This window comes from Anaerocolumna xylanovorans DSM 12503 (genome assembly GCF_900143645.1).
Lineage (GTDB): Bacteria > Bacillota > Clostridia > Lachnospirales > Lachnospiraceae > Anaerocolumna > Anaerocolumna xylanovorans.
Genome location: NZ_FRFD01000009.1, coordinates 75,889 through 100,468 on the forward strand (window position 1 = coordinate 75,889; position 24,580 = coordinate 100,468).

Annotated in this window: 18 protein-coding genes; 5 read left to right on the top strand and 13 right to left on the bottom strand. The window is 41.3% G+C overall.

The window, feature by feature from the left end; all coding sequences use genetic code 11:
* Nucleotides 1-15: 15 nt before the first annotated feature.
* Nucleotides 16-294 (top strand): hypothetical protein, encoded by a 279-nt coding sequence (locus BUF11_RS15335; RefSeq protein ID WP_084558693.1) that lies wholly within the window; start codon nucleotides 16-18, stop codon nucleotides 292-294.
* 319 nt (nucleotides 295-613) lie between these two features.
* Here BUF11_RS15335 and BUF11_RS15340 read toward each other — a convergent pair whose 3' ends face one another.
* From BUF11_RS15340 to BUF11_RS15350, 3 genes are all read right to left on the bottom strand, one after another.
* Nucleotides 614-2,200, bottom strand: coding sequence for a L,D-transpeptidase family protein (locus BUF11_RS15340; protein WP_073589737.1), 1,587 nt, complete (start codon nucleotides 2,198-2,200; stop codon nucleotides 614-616).
* Between the two features lie 108 nt (nucleotides 2,201-2,308).
* Nucleotides 2,309-4,063, bottom strand: coding sequence for an ABC transporter ATP-binding protein (locus BUF11_RS15345; protein ID WP_073589738.1), 1,755 nt, complete (start codon nucleotides 4,061-4,063; stop codon nucleotides 2,309-2,311).
* Nucleotides 4,060-5,877 carry an ABC transporter ATP-binding protein gene (locus BUF11_RS15350; RefSeq protein ID WP_084558714.1) on the bottom strand — a complete coding sequence of 606 codons (1,818 nt, stop codon included), beginning with the start codon at nucleotides 5,875-5,877 and terminating at the stop codon, nucleotides 4,060-4,062. Before BUF11_RS15350 ends, BUF11_RS15345 begins: the two co-directional genes overlap by 4 nt.
* A gap of 276 nt (nucleotides 5,878-6,153) precedes the next feature.
* Here BUF11_RS15350 and BUF11_RS15355 point away from each other — a divergent pair, with 276 nt between their 5' ends.
* Complete coding sequence (locus BUF11_RS15355; protein WP_073589739.1) at nucleotides 6,154-8,958, top strand: cation-translocating P-type ATPase; 2,805 nt, start codon at nucleotides 6,154-6,156, stop codon at nucleotides 8,956-8,958.
* A 79-nt stretch (nucleotides 8,959-9,037) separates the two neighbouring features.
* Nucleotides 9,038-9,244 (top strand): hypothetical protein, encoded by a 207-nt coding sequence (locus BUF11_RS15360; RefSeq protein ID WP_073589740.1) that lies wholly within the window; start codon nucleotides 9,038-9,040, stop codon nucleotides 9,242-9,244.
* A 66-nt stretch (nucleotides 9,245-9,310) separates the two neighbouring features.
* Here the strand turns inward: BUF11_RS15360 and eno are convergent, their stop codons facing one another.
* Nucleotides 9,311-10,621, bottom strand: coding sequence for a phosphopyruvate hydratase (gene eno / locus BUF11_RS15365; protein WP_073589943.1), 1,311 nt, complete (start codon nucleotides 10,619-10,621; stop codon nucleotides 9,311-9,313).
* A 190-nt stretch (nucleotides 10,622-10,811) separates the two neighbouring features.
* Between eno and BUF11_RS15370 the strand changes: the two genes are divergently transcribed.
* Nucleotides 10,812-12,317, top strand: a complete 1,506-nt coding sequence (locus BUF11_RS15370; RefSeq protein ID WP_073589741.1) for a carboxypeptidase M32 — start codon at nucleotides 10,812-10,814, stop codon at nucleotides 12,315-12,317.
* A 268-nt stretch (nucleotides 12,318-12,585) separates the two neighbouring features.
* Nucleotides 12,586-13,962 (top strand): argininosuccinate lyase, encoded by a 1,377-nt coding sequence (argH, locus tag BUF11_RS15375; protein ID WP_073589742.1) that lies wholly within the window; start codon nucleotides 12,586-12,588, stop codon nucleotides 13,960-13,962.
* A gap of 50 nt (nucleotides 13,963-14,012) precedes the next feature.
* Here the strand turns inward: argH and BUF11_RS15380 are convergent, their stop codons facing one another.
* From BUF11_RS15380 to BUF11_RS15420, 9 genes are all read right to left on the bottom strand, one after another.
* On the bottom strand, nucleotides 14,013-14,645 hold the full coding sequence (locus BUF11_RS15380) for an SdpI family protein (protein WP_073589743.1): 633 nt from the start codon (nucleotides 14,643-14,645) through the stop codon (nucleotides 14,013-14,015).
* Nucleotides 14,638-15,027, bottom strand: coding sequence for an autorepressor SdpR family transcription factor (locus tag BUF11_RS15385; protein WP_330393898.1), 390 nt, complete (start codon nucleotides 15,025-15,027; stop codon nucleotides 14,638-14,640). Before BUF11_RS15385 ends, BUF11_RS15380 begins: the two co-directional genes overlap by 8 nt.
* Before the next feature lie 5 nt (nucleotides 15,028-15,032).
* Nucleotides 15,033-16,604 (bottom strand): hypothetical protein, encoded by a 1,572-nt coding sequence (locus BUF11_RS15390; RefSeq protein WP_073589744.1) that lies wholly within the window; start codon nucleotides 16,602-16,604, stop codon nucleotides 15,033-15,035.
* A gap of 18 nt (nucleotides 16,605-16,622) precedes the next feature.
* Nucleotides 16,623-17,330 (bottom strand): ABC transporter ATP-binding protein, encoded by a 708-nt coding sequence (locus tag BUF11_RS15395; protein WP_073589745.1) that lies wholly within the window; start codon nucleotides 17,328-17,330, stop codon nucleotides 16,623-16,625.
* 200 nt (nucleotides 17,331-17,530) lie between these two features.
* On the bottom strand, nucleotides 17,531-18,841 hold the full coding sequence (locus tag BUF11_RS15400) for an LCP family protein (protein ID WP_073589746.1): 1,311 nt from the start codon (nucleotides 18,839-18,841) through the stop codon (nucleotides 17,531-17,533).
* A 286-nt stretch (nucleotides 18,842-19,127) separates the two neighbouring features.
* Nucleotides 19,128-19,400 (bottom strand): metal-sensing transcriptional repressor, encoded by a 273-nt coding sequence (locus BUF11_RS15405; RefSeq protein WP_073589747.1) that lies wholly within the window; start codon nucleotides 19,398-19,400, stop codon nucleotides 19,128-19,130.
* An 18-nt stretch (nucleotides 19,401-19,418) separates the two neighbouring features.
* Nucleotides 19,419-19,649 (bottom strand): heavy-metal-associated domain-containing protein, encoded by a 231-nt coding sequence (locus BUF11_RS25260; RefSeq protein WP_073589748.1) that lies wholly within the window; start codon nucleotides 19,647-19,649, stop codon nucleotides 19,419-19,421.
* A 145-nt stretch (nucleotides 19,650-19,794) separates the two neighbouring features.
* Nucleotides 19,795-22,074: a heavy metal translocating P-type ATPase gene (locus BUF11_RS15415; RefSeq protein WP_073589749.1), complete on the bottom strand. Its 2,280-nt coding sequence runs from the start codon at nucleotides 22,072-22,074 to the stop codon at nucleotides 19,795-19,797.
* Nucleotides 22,075-22,512: 438 nt separating this feature from the next.
* Nucleotides 22,513-24,573 carry a methyl-accepting chemotaxis protein gene (locus BUF11_RS15420; RefSeq protein WP_073589750.1) on the bottom strand — a complete coding sequence of 687 codons (2,061 nt, stop codon included), beginning with the start codon at nucleotides 24,571-24,573 and terminating at the stop codon, nucleotides 22,513-22,515.
* Nucleotides 24,574-24,580 lie beyond the last annotated feature (7 nt).

The following is a 24,580-nucleotide window of genomic DNA, read 5'->3' on the forward strand; positions in this document are numbered from 1 at the left end:
GGAATGGAGGCAGCTATGAATAACTTTTCGTGGATGAATCACCCGGCAATGAAGAATATTGATGCCAGAAAGCTTGCAATCCTTGTGGAATTGGCAAATGAAGCTGAAGGGAAATCGCAGGATAAGGTACTACCCCTGCTGATGACAGCAAATGCCAAGCTTAAGTCAATGAACTTAACCTTTACAAAGGAAGAAAATGATTTACTGGTAGACATCCTGACAAAGGATATGTCTCCTGCTGATAGGCAGAAGGTTGAAATGATTAAAAAGATGGCTAAATCACCAAGATCATAGTGTGAATTATTGAAAAGCATAATTCACACAAATGCCTGCGAAATCCTCGGCACAAACTTGAGGTGTATTGAGGAAGGCATGGCTGTTAGTGTGAAATAGAAAACATTTCACACCCTGATTTGAGGCAGTAAATCATCTGCAAGCAGACGATTTATGCCATGGGAGCTAGTGTGAAAAATGAATTTTTCAACTACGTATTCAGGAATATCAAATCAAAGATTTGATATTCACGAAAGGGGTTAAAATGATAAGGGCTGCCGCCAAACAGCAAATAGCTTTCAGCTATATGACTGTTCTGCGGCAGCCCTTCTTCTATCTTCTACTGTCCGTTCTGACCCGTCTGGCTGTGTTCTCCGGTATTGTCTGAACTTTGCGTATAATAACAGGTTACAGAAATTTCCTTGCCATCCTGTCCTGCAATGGTATAAGTTATCTCATAGTTTTTATTGTCACCAGTCCAAATACCCACTGTTATAAGTTCCGTACAGTCTGTATTATCACTGGCAAATGCATGAATTCCTGACAATGCGAACACATCATCCATTTCCGTATCCTTTGGTACATCATACCGGTTTTGGACTCCTTCTATGCGCACGCTGTCAAAATAAGTGTACTGTACCGTTTCCTTTGTGACATTTCCTGCTTTATCAGATACCTTGTAATGAATCAGAAATGCATAGTCTTCTCTTGGTTCTACCGTTATTTTCACATCAGCGGCAGTCAGTTCTGAATAGTCATCCTGTACCGCTATATCTTCCCTTGCTAACTTAAGGATTCCCTCTTTTCCTGCCAGCAGCTGTTCCTTGGTAATGCTTTTAAAAGAGGCGCCTTCTAAAACAGGCGGAGCCGTGTCAACCAGGACTGTCGCTGCTGCCTTGCCTATCTTGTTATTTTCAGCTTTTACACTGTATTTTAGGCTGTATTCGTTCGCATTGACCTTGTTTATTACAACCTGGATATCTTTACTCGAAAGCTTTTTCGTGGAGAGATACGCCGATATTCCCTTGAGGGCATAGGCTTTGTCAATTACGGCAGCCTTTCCCACAACACTGTCCGCCACTCCTTTTATAACAGGTGCACTCTTACACTGCTTCACTGTAATAGTTACTGTTTTGCTTGTCTTTTTCCCCAGTGTGTCATTCACTGAATAAGTAATTTTATAACTTCCGGCTGTAAAGCTGTCAACTTTCCCGGAAGCTTTTATGTTCTTTGTAATATCAAGCCCGGTAGAAGATACTGCCTTAACTCCCGCATACAAATCCACCTTAGAGCCCCACTCCACCGATTTACTTCCGGCACCTTTTAAAGTGGGCAGTTTTTGCAGATAGGGATTATTTTTGCTGGGGTCCGTGGGGTCCCAGCCCGAACCTGCATATAGTTTTACTGCTTCCGGCTTGCCAAGGGGTCCCGGATCTTTTCCATTATATATTTCTACACTTGTACCAAGGGGGCAATTATCATATATCCATTTGGCATCCTCTACCGTCAGCCTTACACAGCCATGGGATGCTGTAGTTCCAAGCTTATTATACTGCCTCTCGGACAGTGTGGAGGCATCCATCTTGTAATACCAGACGGAATGAAATAGGATTCCTTTTACAATTCTGGTAGAGTACTGTCCCCAAACATCTCCCATCAGCAGCTTCCAACGGTATTTGGCAGGTGTTTGAAAGACCCCCAGGGGTGTATCCACACCAACTGAGCACACCATAGCTTTTACCGGTACCGTATAATATCCCTTCTCATCCTTTCCGTAAACTGTAACACAGTTTTGCTGTTTATTTACTTTAATATAGTATGGTTTATTTATCTCTGCTTCTGTCCTTACCGGAGAAAAAAAACTTATCATTAGTGCGGCAATGCTTAAGAGCATAATCTTTTGTAGCATTTTTTTTGAACGTATCATTGATTACTCCTTGCAGCTATTATGCTTTCCATATTTTGTCTCATTTTTTAGTACTGTAACCATAAGCAAATTTTGTGTTAATCTTATGGCAAAACTGTTTCAAATCTATTAAGACGAAAATTGGGAATGGTACAGCGTATAATAAAAGCCTTTTTTACGAAGCAGTTCCTTGTGGTCACCCTGTTCGACGATATTGCCGTTTTTTAATACCAGGATAGTATCTGCCTCCTTTATAGTGGAAAGTCTGTGGGCTATTACAAAGCTGGTTCTCCCCTTCATCATTTTTAAGAAAGCCTCCTGTATCTTTATCTCTGTTCGGGTGTCAATGCTGCTGGTCGCTTCATCTAATATCAGCATGGGAGGATCCATTATTAAAACTCTGGCTATGGTAAGCAATTGCTTCTGTCCCTGGGAAAGATTCCTTCCGTCTTCCTCTATTATGGTATCGTATCCATCCCTAAGCCTCATAATAAATCCATGGGCTTTTACGGCTTTGGCCGCATTTACAATTTCTTCCCTTGATACCTCTTTCCTTCCGTATGCTATGTTCTCAGCAACGGTTCCGCTGATAAGCCAGCTCTCCTGAAGTACCATTCCTATGCTTTTCCTTAACTCATCTTTCCTGACATGAAGGATGTCCTTATCATCAATGAGTATATGCCCGCCATCAAGCTCATAGAATCTCATTAAAAGATTTACAAGGGTTGTTTTACCGGAGCCGGTAGGCCCTACAATTGCTATGGTACTCCCCTTTTTTACTTTCAGGTTAAAGTTCTCTATTAAGGGAAGCTCCTTCTTGTAAGAAAAATATACATTACAAAATTCCACATTCCCCTGGCATTCTGCTAATTCCTCAAAGGGCTCTGCCCTGTCAAGCTCCTCCTCTTCATCCAGAAGGGCAAATACTCTTTCTGCCGAAGCAAAGGCTGCCTGAATCTGGGAAGCTACCGCTGTAATTTCATTGATTGGCTTGGCAAACTGATTGGAATAGGTGAGAAAGCTTGCAATATTGCCGACAGAAAGCCTTCCTGCCAGGCTTAAAATACCTCCCGCTACCGTGACCAGTACATATGCAATGTTGTTAACGAGTCTTGTGGTAGGATTGGTAAGGGAGGAATACCATTGGGCCTTCTGCCCTGCACGGTAAAGCTTTTCATTCTGCTCTTTAAAATGCGCCGCCACCTTCTCTTCATAGCCAAAGGCCATTACAAGCTTTTGGTTTTCTATGATTTCCTCTGCATAACCATTCAGTTCCCCTGTAAGGCTTGACTGCATGCGAAACATCCTTCTGGAATGCTTTGCTATAAAGGAAGCCAGAAAGAAGCACAGAGGTGTCACAAGGATTACCCCAAGAGTTATCAGCGGACTTATTATCATCATAAATACAAAACTTCCCGTTATAATAACCACCGAGGACATTATCTGTGTAATTCCCTGAAAGATTCCATCAGATATGGAATCAATATCATTGGTCAGCCTGCTGATAATATCACCGTGGGGATGCCTGTCAAAGTAGCTGACCGGCAATTTGTTAAGCTTACAAAAAGCATCCCCCCGCAGCTCTCTTACGGTATTATTGGAAGCCTTATTGCTAAGAACTGACATAAACCACTGAAAGAGGCTGCTAACCAGATAAAGTAGCAGCATCAGAAGCAATAGAGTACGAAGTGCCGGAAAGTCAACCTTTCCTGCTCCTGCTATTTTGTCAATTGCTTTTCCCATTAACAAAGGCGTAAACACTCCCATGGTATTTCCAATCACTGAAAAAAGGAAGGCTGTTAAAAGCAGCTTCTTGCTCTTCCCAATATATACCCACAGCCTTTTACCGGTTGTTTTTTTCCTGTCATCCTTTTTACTTCTCATAGCTGCCCCCCTTCTTCCCTGGTTTCATGAAGCTGCTGGGAATGGCATATTTCTTCGTAAACCTCACAATTCCTAAGGAGCTCCTCATGAGTACCAATACCTGCTATCTCTCCTTCATTTAAAACCATTATCTGGTCACAGTTTTGTAAAGTACTGGCTCTTTGGGAAATAAGAAAAACTGTCATTCCTTCTGTCTTTTCCTTAAGTGCCTTTCTTAAGGCGGCATCTGTTGCAAAATCAAGGGCATTAAAGCTGTCATCTAAAATCAGTATTTCCGGTTTTCTTACCAAGGCTCTGGCTATGGCCAATCTTTGCCTTTGCCCTCCTGATACATTTACTCCGCCTCTTCTTATGGGTGCATCATAGCCTTCTGTCTGGGAATTTATGAATTCATCTGCCTGTGCAATGGCTGCTGCTTCCTTTAGCTCTATAAGGGTGCTCTCTTCCTTTCCCCATCTTAGGTTTTCTGCGATTGTACCGGTTATCAGAACAGACCTTTGAGGAACCATACCAATTTTTGCCCTTAGCTCTGAAAGCTCATATTCCTTCACATCCCTGCCGGATACTTTTACAGAACCAAGCAAAGAATCATAAAACCTTGGAATCAAATTCACTACAGAGGATTTTCCGGAACCCGTACCGCCGATAATACCAAAGGTTTCTCCCCTCATCACCTGAAAGGATATGTTATTTAAAGCATACCTGCTTGTTTCTTTTATATTATCGTTATCCTCCTTATATGCAAAGAAAACTCCGTCGAATTCTACAGCAGGTGTCTTTTCATCGTATACTGCCTCTTTTGTACTGCCTTCCTTAGGACTTTTAATACTTGTCCTGGTACTTAATACTTCGCTGATTCTCCCGGCACTGGTATAGGCTTTTGTAAAAATAACCAGCAGGTTTGATATTACAATCAACGCTGCAAGTATCTGCGTGACATATCCTACTATGGCAATTACTTCTCCGGTTTCCATCAGTCCCTTATCCACCCTGACGGCTCCCAGCCAAATAATCGCTGCGATTGCAATATTTAATATCAGCGTAGTCAGAGGATTCAGCATTGCTGAAATCTTCCCTACCTTAACGGAATTCAGAGCATATTCATCATTTATCCTGTTAAACTTATTCTCCTCCTTTAAGGTTCCTGCAAATGCCCTGATAACTCTTACCCCGCTTAGATTTTCTCTTACGCTTAGGGATATTTCATCCAGTTTCTTTTGTACGTTTCCATATAGGGGGATTGATTTTCTCATGGTATAATACAAAACCGCAACAAAGACCGGGAGGATGAGAAGGAGTATAAGGGACAGCTGTACATCCAGCAGAAAGGACATAATAAGACCGCCTATGCAAAGAAAGGGCGCACGGATAACCAGTCTTATAAACATGGCGACTGCCAGCTGCACCTGGTTTACATCGTTGGTTATACGGTTGACCAGAGAAGCCGTCCCAAACTTATCCTGTTCCCTTCCTGACAGGGTTTCCATATGCCTGAACAGTTCATTTCTGATATCCGTTCCGACTCCCTGGGATACCAGGGAAGCACTGTATTGGCATACCAAGGCGCATATGACCCCTACTACGGCTGTCACCAGCATAATGATTCCTATTTTATAAACATAATCCCTGTCCCCGTTCTTTATACCCACATCAATTACCTTTGACATAAGAAACGGCAGAAATAGTTCCAGTATTGCTTCCATCAGTTTAAACGCCGGTCCTATTACCAGAAGCTTTTTATACGGCTTTAAAAAAATCCCTATATTTCCTATATTGAAATATTTTTGTTTTACCCGAAAATGCTTTTTTTTCATGTGAAAACGCTTTCCTTTCACTTTTTGGCTCAATGTTTTGCCTGCTTCTAACTGAATGCAGACTTTCTGAAACAAACATGTTCTAAATTATACCACTGTTTGTCACACTTGTTAATAGCTGTGTGGTATTTAATTAGTTCCTGCGCTTTACTGCTCTATATGAAATAAAAAGGAAGAGCCCGTCATATAATTAACTTGACATAGATGTTTCATGAAAATAGAGAAAGGAGCAAAATCCCCACACATTGGAATTGGGATATGCAATAGGTGTTATAAATGACCAATTGGCACAGTATTACAAAGGAAGAAGCTCTGCGGGAACTGGACTCTGCACTTACAGGATTGACGAAAAAGGAAGCGGCAAAGCGGCAGAGAAAATATGGGTTTAACCTGCTTGAAACCAAGAAAAAAACGCCTTTATTCTTGAGGTTTATCAGCCAATTCAAGGATTTTATGATATTGACGTTGATTTTTGCCGCTCTGGTTTCCTTTTTTGTTTCCTTTTTACACGGAGAATTGGATTTTGTAGAGCCTGCAATTATAATTCTTATCATCACATTAAATGCTGTCCTGGGAGTTTTACAGGAAAGCAAGGCCGAAAAATCTCTGGAAGCCCTTCAAAAAATGTCCGCACCTGCTGCTCTGGTTATGCGGGAAGGTGTGATTGAGAATATAGATGCCAAGGAATTGGTTCCCGGTGATATTATATATCTCGAAACGGGGCATTTTGTACCTGCTGATGCAAGACTTCTGACTGCAGTTAATTTAAAAATTGACGAAGCTTCCCTGACCGGTGAATCCCACCCAATAGAAAAGGACTCTGATACCGTATTAAAAGAAAATATCCTGCCGGCAGAACGTATCAACATGGTGGCCGCTACCGGAATCGTAACCTACGGCCGGGGTACGGCCATGGTAACAGCAACGGGGATGCATACAGAGGTCGGGCATATAGCCAGACTGATTATGGAAGATGAAACTCCCATGACCCCCCTGCAAAAAAGGCTGGCTGCTACCGGCAAAGTACTGGGTATTGCTGCCCTTATTATCTGTATTATTATCTTTTTAATCGGTATCTTAAAAAACCGGCCTATATTTGAGATGTTTATGACCGCAGTAAGCCTTGCCGTGGCTGCCATACCGGAGGGACTTCCTGCCATTGTTACCATTATGCTCTCCCTTGGCGTACAAAGAATGGCAAAGAAAAACGCCGTCATAAGAAAGCTTCCTGCTGTTGAAACCCTTGGAAGCGCTACCGTTATCTGTTCCGATAAGACCGGTACCCTGACCCAGAACAAAATGACAGTAACGGAAATTTGCTCCAGTAAAGGAAAAGAAGCTCCTGACGGCAGTACCGGAAAGCTTCTTCTTACCCTCGCAAGCCTGTGTAACGATGCCATACTGCAGACATCCGGAAAAAGAAAGCACCAGACAGTATCTGCTACCGGTGAGCCTACGGAAAATGCCCTGATAATGGCTGCCTACCAGGTAGGACTAAACAAACCCCAGCTTGATTTATTACATCCCAGAATATATGAAATTCCCTTTGATTCAGCCAGAAAGCAAATGACTACCATACATAGGCTGCCCGACGGCGGTTACCGGCAGATTACAAAAGGAGCTTTTGATATACTGCTGTCCGAGTGCACAAATGTTTACCGCGGAAACAGAGATACTCCCATTACCCATACTCTTAGAGAGCAGCTGATACGTCTGAACGAGGGAATGACAGCCAAAGCACTGCGTGTTATCGCCGTAGCCTACAAAGACTATTCAGCTGACAGCTCCTTTCCTGCCAGGCTAAAGAATAATAACGGAACACAAAAAGACAGGACAGCACGCCTGGAGCAGGGGCTGACACTGGCAGGCCTGATTGGAATGATCGATCCGCCAAGACCTGAGGTTCGTGAGGCGGTCCTGACCTGCCAGATGGCCGGTATCACACCTGTTATGATAACCGGAGACCATGTTTCGACGGCCTGTGCCATTGCAAAAGAGCTTGGAATATTAACGAAAGAATCTTCTATGGCAGAGCTTCGTGCAGCAGAAATCACAAGCGGTCATTCCACTTACAACTCTTCCATCCCACAGGCCATGACAGGAGCAGAGTTATCACAGATAACCCAGGAGGAACTGGTGGAAAGAATCAAGAATTACAGGGTATTTGCGAGAGTTTCACCGGAACACAAGGTTCGGATTGTGAAAGCCTTACAGGCAAGAGGTGAAGTGGTTGCCATGACTGGGGACGGAGTAAACGATGCTCCTGCCCTAAAGGCCGCCGATATCGGCTGTGCCATGGGAATTACCGGAACTGATGTAGCCAAAAACGCAGCCGATATGATACTGACAGATGACAATTTTGCCACAATTGTAGCCGCCGTGAAGGAAGGCAGAGGCATCTATGATAATATTAAAAAAGCGGTTCATTTTCTCCTTTCCTGTAATATAGGAGAAATACTGACCATCTTTGTTGCCATCATTTTTGGTCTTCCCTCGCCTTTAATTGCCGTCCAGCTTCTATGGGTAAATCTGGTGACGGATTCATTACCTGCTATTTCCCTGGGAGTAGACCCTCCTGATAAGGATATTATGAAAAAGAAGCCAAATTCTCCTGACAAGGGTATGTTCTCTGACGGTCTGACTGTTAAGATCATCACAGAAGGAATTTTAATTGGTTCTCTGGCGCTCTTAGCTTTTATTATCGGCATCCGGTTCTTTGACAGTGCCGCACTGCCGGGAGATTTAACCAGAAACTCAAGAACAGTAGAACTTGCAGCACTTACAACGCCCTATATCGGAAGAACCATGGCATTTGCAGTTTTAAGCCTCTCTCAGCTGTTCCATTCTTTTAATATGAGAAGCGAGCATTCCATTACTAAAATCGGGCTGTTTACGAACATCAAGCTTGTGCTTTCCTTTATTGTATGCGCTTTCCTGCAAGTAATTGTAATATCCGTAAAGCCTCTGGCCGATATCTTTAAGGTTGTACCCTTAACACCTGCCCAGTGGTCCATCGTATTGGTTCTTTCCTTCCTGCCGATTGTTGTAGTAGAGCTTCAAAAGAGCAAAAGAAATAAATAATTGAAAAAATCCTCTGATATGAGTATAATAATATTATTATAGAAAACAAAACGCACCAGAGAGAAAGAAGAGGATATTTATGGATGTATACGAGCTTCGGAAAAAAAGGGATTTAGCTCCGTACAATGAAAGCATGCAGAATATTTCCGCAATCTATGATCATCTAGGCTATACTATGGATATTAACTTATGCCCCAAAGAAAACCATAAGCTGGTCAGTGGGAATATTATTAAGGGCTTCCGCTGTATTATAAGCAATGTATTCACCGTCCCTTTAAAGCAATGAACCGACAAAGGGCATCCTCCCTATCTGGATATTGGAGGATGCCCTTTAAAGTCGTTTTTTAAGTTCTTATTTTATCTGAAAGCAGTTTTTCCCAAGGTATACCGCACTGTCCCCTAACTGTTCTTCAATTCTTAAAAGCCTGTTGTATTTTGCCACACGGTCGCTTCTTGACGGTGCTCCTGTCTTAATCTGCCCTGCATTGGTAGCAACTGCAATATCTGCAAGTGTCACATCCTCTGTCTCTCCTGACCTATGGGAGACAATTGCCGTCCATTTATTATTTTTCGCCATTTCAATTGCCTCTAAGGTCTCTGTCAGCGTACCTATCTGATTGAACTTAATCAGGACAGAATTGGAAACACCAAGCTCAATTCCTTTCTTAATCCTTTTGGTATTCGTTACAAATAAATCATCTCCCACTAACTGAATTCTGCTTCCAAGCCTATTAGTGAGCTTTTCCCAGCCTGCAAAATCTTCCTCGGCAAGACCGTCTTCGATGGACATTACCGGATACCTGCTGCATAAATCTTCAAGATAGGCAATCATATCCTCTACGCTCTTGTATTCTCCGGCTTTCCAGAACAGGTACTCACCTTCTCTGCCGGCCTTTTTTGCTTCCTCATACATTTCCGTTGAGGCTACATCCATGGCAATGCCAAAATCCTTTCCCGGTTCAAAGCCTGCTTCTCCTACTGCTCTTACGATATACTCAAGTGCTTCCTCGTCACTATTAAACTTCGGTGCAAATCCGCCTTCATCTCCTACGGCCGTAACATACCCGTCACCCTTTAACAGCTTTTTCAAGGTATGAAATACTGTTGTACTCCATTCCAGCCCTTCGGAAAAGCACTTCGCACCAATGGGCATAATCATAAATTCCTGGATGTTAAGACTGGAATCCGCATGCTTGCCGCCATTTATAATATTCATCATGGGAACCGGCAGAACCTTTGCATTCACGCCACCGATATACTGGTACAGAGGAAGATGTATGGCTTCGGCGGCTGCCTTTGCTGTTGCCAGCGAGGCTCCAAGAATTGCATTGGCTCCCAGCTTTCCTTTATTTTCTGTTCCGTCTGCTTCAATCATTTTCTTGTCAATTTCCACCTGGTTTAAGGCATTAAGTCCAACAATTTCCTTTGCAATCACCTTGTTGACATTTTCCACGGCCTTTTTCACACCATTGCCAAGGTATCTCTTCTTGTCATTGTCCCTTAACTCCACCGCCTCAAAAGCTCCTGTAGAGGCTCCGGAAGGCACTGCCGCCCGTCCAAGGCTTCCGTCCGCCAGTAACACTTCAACCTCCACAGTCGGATTCCCTCTGGAATCCAAAATCTCTCTTCCTGTTACCTTTTCAATCTCAAAATGCTTCTTCATAGTCAAATCTCCTTCTGGTATAACCCTATATTTCAATTTAAAAAACAATTTCTGATAAGATATATTATAGGCAATCCCTTTGCAGGTATTCATAAAGGTTAAACTGTTCTTATTGATACCTTCTTAGGGTTGCTGAATGCTCCCTTCCTATGATATACTGGAAAAAAATAATAAATAAAGGAGATGCTTTATGAGCAAAAACTATGATAAATTATGTGAATATATTGAAAAGATTATTTCCTTTCGGGAAGCAATAACCTTATTCGAATGGGATAATGAAACCCTTGCCCCGGAAGCTGCGGCAGAAAATACTTCTAAGGCAGTCGGGGTTATCTCCGGTGAATATTTTAAAGCTTTTATAAACGATGAAGTCAAAGAGCTTCTGGTTACCTTATCCAGTGAAGAGGAGCAGAAAAATCTTGATTTTAACCAAAAGTCCATTATCAAAAACATGAAAAAATCCTACGAACAGATGGAATCTATTCCTCCCGAAGAATACAGGGCCTACAGTGAATTAATTGTAAAGTCCACCGGTATTTGGGCCAGGGCAAAAGGCAATAAATCCTTTGAAGAATTTGCTCCCACACTGGAAGAAATAATAAGCTACCAGAAAAAATTTGCTAACTACCGTAAAAAAGAAGGACAAAAGGCTTATGATATCCTTTTAAGCGATTTTGAAGAAGACTTTTCCATGGAAAAATTAGACATCTTTTTTGATAAGATAAAAGCCTCTCTTGTGCCTTTGTTAAAGCAAGTTACAGAGAAGAAGGATATGATTGATAAGTCCTACAATTATCAGACCTTTGACAAAGAGAAGCAGTTAGACTTTGCAAAGTTTATCGCAGCTTATGTAGGTTTTGACTTTACCAAGGGCGTTCTTGCAGAAAGTGCCCATCCCTTTACCACGAATCTTCATAACAAAGATGTAAGAATCACCACCCATATTTATCCCGATAACTTGGAAAGCTCCATCTTTTCCGTAATCCACGAGAGCGGACACGCCATCTATGAAATGAATGTTGATGATGCTATCACTCTTACTCCGGCAGGCGGCGGCAGTTCCATGGGAGTTCATGAATCCCAGTCCCGTTTCTTTGAAAATATGCTTGGTAGAAGTGAATCCTTCTGGATTCCGGTTTATCCGAAATTAGCCGCGTACTTTCCTGAACAGTTAAAGGACGTTTCCCTCTCACAGTTTATAGCGGGAATTAATAAAGCAGCACCTGGCTTAATCCGCACGGAAGCGGATGAACTCTCCTATTCCCTTCACGTAATCATCCGTTATGAAATTGAAAAGATGATTTTTGAAGAAAATGTACCCGTAAAAGACCTTCCTGCCATATGGAACCGCAAATACAAAGAATATTTAGGAATTGAACCCGGGAATGATGCAGAAGGCATCTTACAGGATATCCATTGGGCCTGCGGTAACGTCGGATATTTCCCTTCCTACGCTTTAGGAAGTGCCATTGCCGCACAGATTTACAGCTATATGGAACAGGCAATTCCGGTTGAAGAACATTTAAAACAGGGTAACTTAACTCCTATTGTAGATTTCTTAAAAGAACACATCCATAAATATGGTGCTACCAAAAACACTTCCGAACTTCTAAACGAAATGATGAAGGAAGACTTAAATGCTGATTATTATATTACCTATCTGACAGATAAATATACAAAACTTTATAACCTTTAATATGAATTAAACCCATAAAAAGCACCGGAAAGCTGAATCTGATTCATTCCGGTGCTTTTCTGATTAAATTCATATCAAATATATTCTTGTATATTTATAATATATATTGTATAATTAGTTAATTTCAAAGTCATATATTTCCCATGCATACCGTAAGCCTGCTTGTGGTATTGCTTAAATAAACCGCGGCTAATAAAAGAAATGAACGGATAACGTAAAATATCAGGAATATCAGATCAAAAATTTGACATTCAGAAAAGAGGTTAAAATGAAGCTATGGGGCGGACGTTTTACAAAGGAAACCAATGAATTAGTCCATAATTTTAATGCATCCCTTTCCTTTGACAGTAAATTTTATCAGGAAGACATTGAAGGGAGCATCGCCCATGTAACCATGCTGGCAGAGCAGGGAATCCTAGAAAAAGAAGAATGCAGCCTGCTGGTTAAGGAATTAAATCATATTAAGTCTGAACTTACAGAAGGCAAGCTCCAATTTGATGAGGCCAAGGAGGATATTCACAGCTTTGTAGAATCAATTCTCATTGAAAGAACAGGTAATACCGGAAAGAAACTGCACACAGGAAGAAGCCGCAACGACCAGGTTGCCCTTGATATGAAGCTTTATACCAGAAAGGAGCTTATCAGTATCAGAGAGCTTCTAAAGGATTTGCTAAACCTTCTTCTAAAGCTTATGAAGGAGCATCTTGATACCTATATGCCTGGCTTCACCCATCTGCAAAAAGCCCAGCCGCTCACTCTCTCCCACCATCTGGGCGCTTATTTCGAAATGTTTAAAAGGGATTATGAAAGATTGAGTGATGCCCTTGAGAGACTTAATTATTCTCCCCTTGGTGCTGGTGCCCTTGCAGGAACCACCTATCCTCTTGACAGAGAATATACCGCAAGTCTGCTTGGATTTTACGGTGCTACCAATAACAGCATGGATTCCGTCTCCGACAGGGATTATCTCCTTGAAAGTTTAAGTGACTTTTCCATTATCATGATGCATTTAAGCCGTTTCTGTGAAGAAATCATTATCTGGAATACCAATGAATATCAATTCGTAGAATTGGACGATGCCTATTCCACCGGCAGCAGCATCATGCCCCAGAAGAAAAACCCTGATATTGCAGAATTAATCAGAGGAAAGACAGGCCGTGTATACGGTTCCCTGGTTTCCCTTCTTACCACTATGAAAGGCCTTCCTTTAGCTTACAACAAAGATATGCAGGAAGACAAAGAATTGACCTTTGATGCCATGGATACCATAAAGGGATGCCTTAAGCTCTTTACGGATATGCTTTCTACCACAGCCTTTAACAAGGAAAAAATGGCGGCCAGTGCAAAGGGCGGCTTTACCAATGCAACCGATGCTGCCGATTATCTGGTAAACCACGGAGTTCCTTTCCGTGATGCCCATGGAATCATCGGGCAGTTAGTAATCTATTGTATCGGAAAAGGTGCTGCTTTGGATGATTTAAGCCTGGAAGAATTTAAGGCTGTTTCTCCTGTATTCGAATCTGATATCTATGAGGCCATTTCCCTTAAAACCTGTGTAGAAAAACGGGGTACCAAGGGGGCTCCCGGTACCGTGGCAATGCTGGAAGCAATTAAGCATTGTGAAGCCTGGTTAACGAATTTATAATAATAAAAAAGAAGGCAGCTTTCATGCTCCTTCTTTTCTATTTCTGACCGTTATTTGTGGTCTCTTTTGTAAAGAATATACGAATATACATTGATTGCTATAACACCTGCCAGCAATAATCCAAATACAACCTGGCTGTAAGTTCTTTCCTTTATGACACCAATAGGAAGCATTAAAATTCCAAGAGCTATAAAGAAATACCCACCTGCTTTATGGGTCTTTCGCCAAACGCTGTCATCGGATAAGGTCCAGGGATTCTTAATACCCATAAAGAAGTTATTCTTGACTTTGGGAAGATAATTACCAATAACTAGAAAGGCAATTCCAAGACCTGCCGGAACAAACAGTTTAAAATCCAAATCCACCTTTAAGGCAGCCACCACCGTAACCCAGGTAAAAAATATAGTCAAAACAACAATTGAGGCTCTGATAATCCCATAGGTTTTTGGATCATAATTTTTTCTTCTTGGGTCTATGTCTTTTAAAATATAAAAAAATCCATTTAATATAGCTGGCAGTGCGCCTATCAGAAACATAAACCTCTTATCTGCATAACCATTGGCTTCCCAATTACTATCCCAGTGTATCGGAACTGTCTGCGGCAGTTTCCTATACACAATTAAAATACCAATATAGGATAACAGCGTTGCTATCCATAAGATAATATGTGTCCTCTTACTCATCCTGTTTCTCTCCTTGTCCGCCTTTTAGCATTTTGTCTTGCTCTTCTTTTTCTTCCTCGCTCTTTGTTATATCAAAAAACCATCGGACCACATCCTGAAACACCGTAGTATTTAAGGTATATACAATATTCTGCCCTTTCCTCTCATCACTGATTAAATCTGCATTTTTAAGAATTGCCAGATGATGGCTGATGGAGGGCTTGCTGATATTAAAATAATCCGCAATTTCACCTGCGTTCATGTCTTTTTTTGATAATAATTCAAGTATCTTACGCCTTGTAGGATCGGATAAGGCTTTAAATACATCGTTCACACTAGCTCCTTTCTCGTGCATACCGCCTGCCTGCCAGTAATTACTTGTAATCTGCACGGTACTGCCCATTTACCTTAAAAGGCTCCGAATCTTTTCTCTCCTGTCTTTCGGAGAAACAGATAAAGAATAGCAGTTATTGCTGCTAACAGTACTGTTCCGATAAGCAGAGCTGCAAAACCTGTAACTGCCGGCAATATACTCTTTACTGCTACCCGAAGCATTGCTGCCACGAATCCGGTAAATATGGAAGCAAGCACTGCCATACTCTGCTTTATAACCGTAATCTCCGAACTCCAGTCAAACTTCGGCAAAAGCAGGTTGAATAACAAACCGGAAATTGAAGTATAGAAGCTTATACTAACTCCAAATGCCACAATACTAATAAACTCCATAAAGTCAAGTCCGAAACCGACATCCAGCAAAAGAGAATCTATTAGTACCAATGGCACAGTCATAACTAGATTAACCGCTATCTTGCTGCGAAATATCATACCTGCCGATAAAGGCAGTGACTTCATAAGCCAGAGGTTTTTCCCCTCCAGGGATATGGAACTGGCACTGATACAGGTCATTGCCACGCTAAAGGCTACAAACTCCGGTAAGAACTGCTTGATTACTTCTGCTGCATTTGGCACTTTAAGGAGCTTGGTCAAAAAATCCGGCGGCAGAAACAGGGAAGCCACGCTAAAAACAGTCAGTAATACCATCCCAAATCCGGTATTGACTACATAATTAACAGATGAAAAATACCGCTTTACTTCTTTCGTATACAAAGCTAAAAAAGGAGAACCAGCCTGAGCCTTTAATGCCTTCTTCTTTCTGCTTCCGGTCTTTTTACTTAGCGCTGTATTAAGGGCTATAAATCTCTTCCCTGTCACTCCTGCGAAAATCCCAAAGCTTCCAAGGGATATCAGGATGTATATCACTATGGATAAGATTTTCTTTCCCCACACTGCCCTTTTGTAAAGAGCTGCTATAGGATATATTCGTGACACACTTTCAAAAGTTCCCATGCCGCCAAAATAAGGAACTGCCATAAAGATAAGCAGTACGGTAAATATGAAAATAATATTTATCAGCTTGCTGCTTCGGAACCTGGAAGCTATAAAAGCTATCAGTACTCCTGCCATGGCTGCCAACGTTACAGGAAATAAGGGAAGCAGCAGCATTCCTGCCAGATTTATCAATAATGCTGCAATATCCCATCCTGTAATCAGACTATAGGATATTCCCGCGGGAATCATAATAATAACAGCAGCGGGAAGATTAATAAGATACAAAAGCAATAATCTGCCTGTCACAACAGTAGTGAATTTTAAAGGCAATGATAAAAGAAAATCAAAGTCTTTAAAATCAAATATAATTCCTCTGATTTTATATACAGTGGTAAAAAATATGGCAACAGAAGCAACCCCCGCTGCCAGCTCTATAAGCATATCTGCTCTTCCTATTGACTCCAATCCTTTACCAATGCCATAACTGTAGACAAAGGATACAGCCAAAAGGAATACCGTAAATGCTGACAGAAGTACCTTTGATATGCTGTTACTTAACAGCTTCTTTTTCCCTTTCTTTAGAAAGGGCAGGTCAAACACCGCCGGAAACTGGACTTTTATGAGCCGGATAAGCATATTCCATTCTTTCATGATAACCTCTTTCCTCTTCTATTCCCTGGTCAGTTCCAAAAATACATCCTCAAGGCTTTGATTGCCTTTTACCTTTTCGGTCTCTCCCGATTCAATCAGTTTACCGCCTTTAATTACAGCTATCTTATTACACAGCTTTTCAGCCACCTCTAAAACGTGGGTAGAAAAGAATATGGCACTGCCTTCGCTGCACATTTCCTTCATAAGGTTCTTTAAGGTATGGGCGGCCTTAGGGTCTAATCCCATAAAAGGTTCATCTAAAAGCAGCAGTTTAGGCTTATGAAGAAAAGCAGACATAAGCACTAACTTTTGCTTCATACCATGGGAATAGGTACCGACAGGCTCTGATAAAGCAGAGAGCATCTCAAACTCATTCCCGAACCTTTCTATACAGGGAATTCTTTCATTCTTTTCTACTTCATAAATATCTCCAATAAATTTCAGGAATTCCATTCCCGTTAAATGCTCATAGATATCCGGATTATCCGGGATATAAGCCATCTTTTTCTTGCAGCTTAACGCATCCTTCTTAATTGAAACCCCATCAATAATAATATCTCCCTCTTCAAAATCCAAAATTCCCGAAACTGCTTTTAAGGTCGTAGTTTTGCCTGCACCGTTGTGGCCAATAAAGCCATATATATCACCGGACTTCACTTCCAGGGAAAGGTTATCCACAGCCTTTTTCCCTTCGTAGCTTTTACTGAAATTAATAATTTGAAGCATTCCTGCAACTTCTCCTTTCAAGTAGATAGATATTTAGATAATTATCTAAGTATCTATCCGCATAATACTACTTATATGCTCTGTTGTCAACTTGATTTTTTAATGCTGCCAACCGGTTTATCCCCACAAAAAAACCCTTACTTATTGCAATGAAAGATTTCGCTTTTAGCAATAAGTAAGGGTGCCTTTATTAGAATATTCTATTGTCCTGATGAAGGTTCGTCCGTCGGTGTTACCGTCACATCACTTGCAACTGCCTCGCCGCTTCCATATATGAAATTATGGATTTCTGTTCTGGTTGCATCCCAATCGGTGGGTACTAATACATCCTGATTGTATTTTCCGATTCGTACCTTTATAGAGCCGTAACTTCCGTCAGAAGGTATCCTGTAATTCTGCAGTTCTTTGAGATTCATACTTGCTCCCCACTGCATGTAATTGTTAAAATCGGAATTATTGATGTCCGTTTTAATCTCAACCTTGGTAAGCACATCATTCATAAATAAGCCTAACTGAATCAGATTCTTACTCTTTAACTTATCAAATATAGCATTTAAAACAACTCTCTGTCTTTGGGTTCTTCCAAAGTCATTGTTTTCTGTTCCCGTTGATACCTTACGTACCCTGCAGTAGCCAAGTGCCTGGTTGCCGTTCATAAGCTGGCTGCCTTCATGAACACGACGGTTAGACGGATCAGAGATATAATTCGTAGTATTCAGATAGTTTGCTTCCGTTGACGTAAGTGAAACTTCCACACCGCCCACCAAATCCACAATCTGTTCAAAAGCAGAAAAATTAACCATCATATATCCATCGATATCTATTCCAAAATTTTGTTTCAGCGTTTGATATAAAAGGTCAACACCGCCTAATGCATAGGCCGCATTCAATTTATTATTATCATGCCCCGGTATTTCCACATACAAGTCACGCATGATGGAAGTCAGTTTCACGGTTTTATCCTTTGTATTCATAGAAGCTACAATCATAGAGTCTGTATTGGAAGCTCCGCCGATTTCTTCCACACCAATAAGCAGAACATTTATAACATCCTTTGCAGGCTGTGCAGGAGTGGGCGTAACACTTACATTATTGTTTGTTTCCTGCCCGTTTGGGTTATTCCCCTTATCGTAATCAAGCTTATTGTAAATATAGTTTCCTGCCAGCGTAAACAATAGCTTTTGACCTGCCGGCGTAAATACCAGCAATGCAAGTAACAGCATTAATCCGGAAAACACAATCGTAAATATCTTTAATCCCTTTGGCATCTTTTTCTTCTTATTTGATTCATTTATTGTATCCGTATTATTATCCTCCAACTCAGAGCTAATCTGTTGTGCTAAAGAAGCATTCACTTCCTGCATGAAATTGTCATCCTCACCGCTATAACTGTTGATGCCCTTCCCTAAATCCCCTGTATAAGAAGTCCAGTCATTGTTACTGCTTTGCGGATTTGTACCCCCGAGGGAATTCTTCTTCCCCTCATTACCTTCTTTATCCTGATTATCCATCCCTACGCTCCTATATAATCCATAATTATACTATGTTTCCATTAAAAAGAAAACAAATTGTTAAATTTTTTTATGTTTTGCGTTAAATCTCGAACAATTATATCACAGCTTTTTGTCAAATGAAAAGTGTATTTTTTAAAATTAAGAATAACTTAATGAATCTATATTATAATTTGTTATTTTTGCGGTTATAATTCAGGAGTTCATTGTCAGAATACCAAAAGACTGCCAGCAAAATACTTCACCAGCAGTCTTTTATTTGCTTTTTCGAGCTATTAATACTGGATTATTTTGTAAGCTTATCCAGCAATTTCACAATTTCTTCGATTTTATCAGCCTTGTCTTCTTCACTTCCCCGTTCAAAGCTATCCTTTACACAGCTTTTTAAATGCGACTGAATGATTTCATTATTGATTTTTTGAAGAATTGCCTGGGTAGCCGATATCTGATTGGAAATATCAATGCAGTATCTGTCTTCCTCTACCATTTTTAACAGTCCGTCCAACTGCCCTCTGGCTGTTTTCAACAGACGCGTGATTTTCTCTTTATCTGCTTTCATGCTACTCTCTTTCCTCGCTTATTTTCCAAAAAGTCCCTTCTTTTCTGCAATCGATACAACTTCATATCCTGCTTCCGTAACAGCATTAATAAATACATCATCGTTGATATCAGCAGAATATTCAATCACAGCTTCCTTTTTACCAAGATTTACTTTCGCTTTTACTCCATTAATAGTACTTAAAGCCTTTTCTACACTGGCCTGGCAATGTCCGCAGGACATACCTTCAATTTTCATTACTTTTTTCATATTCACACCATTCCATGCCGCAGAATTTTTTGCAGAAAATTCTGCGGCATTGCCATTCTTAATGGCATCCTTTCTGTTTTATATTTTCTTTCAGCCTTCTGTCTGTTGCTGTGTTAAGGCTTATTTTTATGATTCAATTTATTCTTTACAGCGTTTTGTATTTTGGCTTAAAGAAACGGAGCCTAAGTGCATTCGTCACTACGCATACAGAGCTTAAACTCATTGCAGCGGCTGCAAACATGGGATTTAATTTCCAATTGAGTATACCATAAAATACGCCGGCTGCCAATGGAATCCCGATAGTATTATAAAAGAAAGCCCAGAAGAGATTCTCTTTGATATTTCGTATGGTTGCCTTACTAAGGGTAATAGCCGTAACCGCATCCAGCAAATCACTCTTCATAAGCACAATATCGGCGGATTCAATGGCAATATCTGTTCCGGCTCCAATGGCAATTCCCACATCTGCTCTTGCAAGAGCAGGTGCATCATTTATTCCGTCTCCAATCATGGCTACCTTCTTACCTGCCTGCTGCAGCTTTCTTACTTCACTTTCCTTATCCTGCGGCAGCACTTCCGCTATTACCTTATCTATCTGAAGCTGGCGCCTGATTGCTTGGGCTGTCTTTTTATTATCCCCTGTCAGCATAACAACGTCAATACCAAGACTCTTTAATTCCTTAATAGCAGCCATGCTGGTAGGCTTAACTACATCTGCTACGGCTATCACACCTAAAAACTTTTTGCCCTTTGCAAAGAACAAAGGCGTCTTACCGTCTTCTGCCAGGTCTTCTGCTGCCTTAAGAAGCTTTGTAACATCAATTCCCTGCTCTTTCATCATATAGCTGTTTCCGGAATAATAGCTTTCGTCCTTGTCTTTTGCAATGATTCCTCTTCCGGATATTGCCTGAAATTCTGTAACAGCAAGGGGAAGAATCTTTTTTTCGTCTGCCTTTTCCAGAATTGCTTCCGCTAAGGGATGTTCCGAAGGCTTTTCAATGGTGGCTGCTGTTTTTAACAGCTCTTCTTCACTGACACCTTCTGCTGTTAAAATATCCGTCACCTTTGGCTTACCTTCTGTGATAGTTCCTGTCTTATCAAGAATTACCGTATTGATCTTATGGGCTATCTCAAGAGCTTCCGCCGACTTGATTAATATACCGTTGCTTGCTCCCTTTCCCGTTCCTACCATAATTGCAACCGGTGTGGCAAGCCCCAATGCACAAGGGCAGGAAATCACAAGCACCGCTATGCCTATGGAAAGTGCAAATTCAAAGGTCTCTCCCGTAAGCAGCCAAATCACCGTTGCCAATACTGCTATAGTTATAACCACCGGTACAAATACACCGCTGATTTTATCCGCAAGCTTTGCAATTGGTGCCTTAGAGGTATTGGCATCCTCCACAAGCTGTATAATCTGGGAAAGAGTAGTATCATCTCCCACCTTTTCCGCACGGAACAAAAAGAATCCTGTTTTATTAATCGTCGCTCCCATGACTTTGTCTCCTGCACTCTTTTCCACCGGAATGCTCTCACCGGTCAATGCGGATTGATCCACAGCCGTGTTGCCCTCTGTGATTACTCCATCCACCGGAATACTCTGTCCGGGACGGACTGCCAGGATATCTCCGATTACGACTTCTTCGATCGGAATTTCTGTTTCTTTCCCATCTCTTACCACCACAGCGGTCTTTGGAGATAGATCCATAAGCTTACTGATTGCTTCCGAGGTCTTTCCTTTTGATCTGGCTTCTAAAAATTTACCCAGGGTTATAAGCGTTAATATGGTAGCCGCCGATTCAAAATAAAGATCCATGGAATACTGCATTACCACATCCATATCCATAACCCCAAGTCCATAGCCAATTCGAAAAATTGCAAAAATACCATAGCATATGGCAGCACCGGAACCTATGGCAATCAGGGAATCCATATTGGGATGTCCCTTAAAGAGTGTCTTAAAGCCCATCTGGTAATATTTGCGGTTCGTATAGACAATGGGCAGAGTCAGCAAAAATTGCAGAAAAGCGAAGGTTACAGAATTCTTTTCACCATGAAGAAATGCAGGTAACGGAAACTTAAGCATATGTCCCATTGCAATGTATAATAACGGTATCAGAAAACAGAAAGAGATCAGGATTCTCTGCTTCATTTCCTTTAATTCCGTCTGTACCTTATTCTCTGCTGTTTCACTGCTCTTTGCTTCTTTTCCTTTCACAAAAACAGAAGCATGATAGCCTGCATTTTCTACAGCCTGAATTATCGTATTCTGGCCGGTAACTTCCCCGTCATACTCTACTAACATACTGTTGCCAAGCAGATTCACAACAACAGAATCCACACCTTTCACATTCTTAACGCCTTTCTCAACAGCTGCAGAGCAGGCAGAACAGGTCATTCCAGTAACAGAAAATTTCTGATTCATTGTGTCCCCCTTTCATAAATATCACAAAACTAATATCCCCAATTTTCCGGGAAAGCATAAATAGAAATATGATACCTTGTGTTTCATTACCACACCCCCGTGGGGTGTCTATAATATTAAAATACACCTTCTCTTTCCTCCTGTCAAGTCTGAATTTAATATACATGCATTTCGCAATCTACACGAAACTGCCCAAATAGAAAGTGAAAAATGCTTTCTATTTTTCACACTAGCTCCCATGCCTTCCTCAATACACCTCAAGTTTGTGCCGAGGATTTCGCAGGCATAAACTTGCGTATGAATTATGCTTTTCAATAATTCACACTATCCTCGAACTGCCAAAAGCCCCATGGATTTCTGCATGCTATATCAGAAATTCATAGGGCTGCCGGTAATCAGGAGCTGTTTCTTTTACAGGCCGTATGTTTAACCAAATTCTCAGGAATGGATTTTAAACATCTTAACAGAGCTTTCCATGTTTTCTGTCTCCTGGTTCAATTCTTCCACTGCCTTATTCAGCTCTTCTACTGCCAAAAGCTGGTGCTCTGCCGTTGTACCTAATTGTGCAGAGGCAGCAGAGGTTTCTTCAAGGGTTGCCGATATACTCTCAATAGCCGAAAGGGTTTCGTTCTTTAACTCACCAATACGCCCAAGCCCTGATATAATCTCATTTAAACTTTCTGTCAGCCTGGATACATGGGTATTGATACCGTTAAAGGCCTCCAGCGTCCCATTTAAGGTATTTTCCTGCTTTGTTACGATATCATTTGCCTTTGTCGCCACTGTGGCGGTCTCCTGGGTACTCTGCCTGATCCGTGCCACAATTTCTCCGATTCTTCCTGCCTCCCCTGAGGACTGCTCGGAGAGCTTTCTTATCTCGTCAGCCACAACGGAAAAACCTTTTCCATAAGTACCTGCTCTGGCAGCTTCAATGGATGCGTTTAAGGAGAGAAGCCTCGTCTGTTCCGCAATCTCATTGATTGCTTCTACGATTTCTATAATAGCATCGGACTGTTTTTCGAGATTCAGGATATTGCTGATAACTGCCTGGGTGATGTCCGAAGTATCCTTTTGCTTACTGTTTAGCTCCTCTATATTCTTTAAGCCCCTGCTTAAAGTAATGTTGGTATTTTCTGCAATGGTCCGGATATTACCGGCATTTTCTTCCTGGGTACCGATATGCTCTGCCAGTTCGGACATACCGTTAAAGCAACTCTCGGCATCTCTTGCAAGAGAGGAAATTCCCTGGTCTATTTCCGTAACGGTCATGGCAATATCCTTTGAAGCATTGACCAATAATTCCGAAGTACCTGATACTTTCACAGACATGCCTGCCGTCTGCTTGCTGATACCAAATATATTCTGAATCAGGTCATGCATTCCTTCAAACATGGCATTGATACTCTTTGCCAGCAGGTTGAATTCATCCTTTCTTTTCAGATGGATCTGCTGCCTTAAATCCCCGGTTGCAGCAGCATCCAAAACCCTGTTGGTTTTACAGATGGCAGAGCTGATGCCGCCGGATATAGATATTCCGATAACAAGGGCAATTATTACTGCCAATGCCATAATTACCATGGTTATCACCTTGACCGCATTTGCCTGGGCTGTAACCAGGGAATCCGGAATTAAGGCAAATGTCACGGAACCGTTCAGCGCTGATTTTGCATATACAAAGAGATAGTCTTCCCCATTATATACCACATACTTTGCATTGGATGACTGTTTCTCCTTCCGCATTTCCTTGTAGAAGGACGTATCCGTAATGGCTGTTTTTCCTTTTTCTTCTTCACTTAAGACAGCTTTACCATCGGCAGTAACATATCCGCTAAGGCTCCCCTTTCCAAAGCTTGACTCTGCAAAAATTTGTGTAAAAAAGCTCTTTTTTACATCGACCGCTACATAACCAATCTGCTTATACCCGGTATTGGTTATTCTTTTAATGTAGCTGATACCATAATCAGAAGATTTGATTTTTAAAGTCTCATCCAGAAAAGGATGGCTTCCGGTCCAATTCTTCTCTTTCCCGCCATCCGTTAAAAGAGCATAATCATCCGATGCTGTAAAATCCGTATAAAAGCTGTCCTTTAGAGTTCCCGCCGATGAAACAGGATGCCCGTAACCTGCAAATACAGAGATATTAGATATTGATTTATCGGCTGCCGCGGCGGCCAGTATCTTTTTTTGTACTTCCTTATACCGGCTGATTTCTTCTGTGGGTTTATCAGAGTAATACTTGGAATAGTACCTCTGAGTAGTTTCATCTGAAATGATATCAATTGCTTTACTTGATATATTGGTAAGTCCAAGGTCAAAATACTCCCCCATCATATTCAGACTTACTTTACTGGAATTCACATAGTTTGCTACCATTCCCTTAGATGCTAAAAAATAACTTACCACTCCCAATAGAATAATAAACGAGGTGGGTATCAGAAATGCACCGATTAAGCGAAATCTGATACTGTAACCTGTTTTGATTTTCCTTTGTGCTTTCACTTTAACC

Excerpts from the sequence above, each read along its gene's own strand:
- BUF11_RS15335 (WP_084558693.1), top strand. The coding sequence starts at position 16 with ATGAATAACTTTTCGTGGATGAATCACCCGGCAATGAAGAATATTGAT.
- BUF11_RS15340 (WP_073589737.1), bottom strand. The coding sequence starts at position 2,200 with ATGATACGTTCAAAAAAAATGCTACAAAAGATTATGCTCTTAAGCATT.
- BUF11_RS15345 (WP_073589738.1), bottom strand. The coding sequence starts at position 4,063 with ATGAGAAGTAAAAAGGATGACAGGAAAAAAACAACCGGTAAAAGGCTG.
- BUF11_RS15350 (WP_084558714.1), bottom strand. The coding sequence starts at position 5,877 with ATGAAAAAAAAGCATTTTCGGGTAAAACAAAAATATTTCAATATAGGA.
- BUF11_RS15355 (WP_073589739.1), top strand. The coding sequence starts at position 6,154 with ATGACCAATTGGCACAGTATTACAAAGGAAGAAGCTCTGCGGGAACTG.
- BUF11_RS15360 (WP_073589740.1), top strand. The coding sequence starts at position 9,038 with ATGGATGTATACGAGCTTCGGAAAAAAAGGGATTTAGCTCCGTACAAT.
- eno (WP_073589943.1), bottom strand. The coding sequence starts at position 10,621 with ATGAAGAAGCATTTTGAGATTGAAAAGGTAACAGGAAGAGAGATTTTG.
- BUF11_RS15370 (WP_073589741.1), top strand. The coding sequence starts at position 10,812 with ATGAGCAAAAACTATGATAAATTATGTGAATATATTGAAAAGATTATT.
- argH (WP_073589742.1), top strand. The coding sequence starts at position 12,586 with ATGAAGCTATGGGGCGGACGTTTTACAAAGGAAACCAATGAATTAGTC.
- BUF11_RS15380 (WP_073589743.1), bottom strand. The coding sequence starts at position 14,645 with ATGAGTAAGAGGACACATATTATCTTATGGATAGCAACGCTGTTATCC.
- BUF11_RS15385 (WP_330393898.1), bottom strand. The coding sequence starts at position 15,027 with ATGGGCAGTACCGTGCAGATTACAAGTAATTACTGGCAGGCAGGCGGT.
- BUF11_RS15390 (WP_073589744.1), bottom strand. The coding sequence starts at position 16,604 with ATGAAAGAATGGAATATGCTTATCCGGCTCATAAAAGTCCAGTTTCCG.
- BUF11_RS15395 (WP_073589745.1), bottom strand. The coding sequence starts at position 17,330 with ATGCTTCAAATTATTAATTTCAGTAAAAGCTACGAAGGGAAAAAGGCT.
- BUF11_RS15400 (WP_073589746.1), bottom strand. The coding sequence starts at position 18,841 with ATGGATAATCAGGATAAAGAAGGTAATGAGGGGAAGAAGAATTCCCTC.
- BUF11_RS15405 (WP_073589747.1), bottom strand. The coding sequence starts at position 19,400 with ATGAAAGCAGATAAAGAGAAAATCACGCGTCTGTTGAAAACAGCCAGA.
- BUF11_RS25260 (WP_073589748.1), bottom strand. The coding sequence starts at position 19,649 with ATGAAAAAAGTAATGAAAATTGAAGGTATGTCCTGCGGACATTGCCAG.
- BUF11_RS15415 (WP_073589749.1), bottom strand. The coding sequence starts at position 22,074 with ATGAATCAGAAATTTTCTGTTACTGGAATGACCTGTTCTGCCTGCTCT.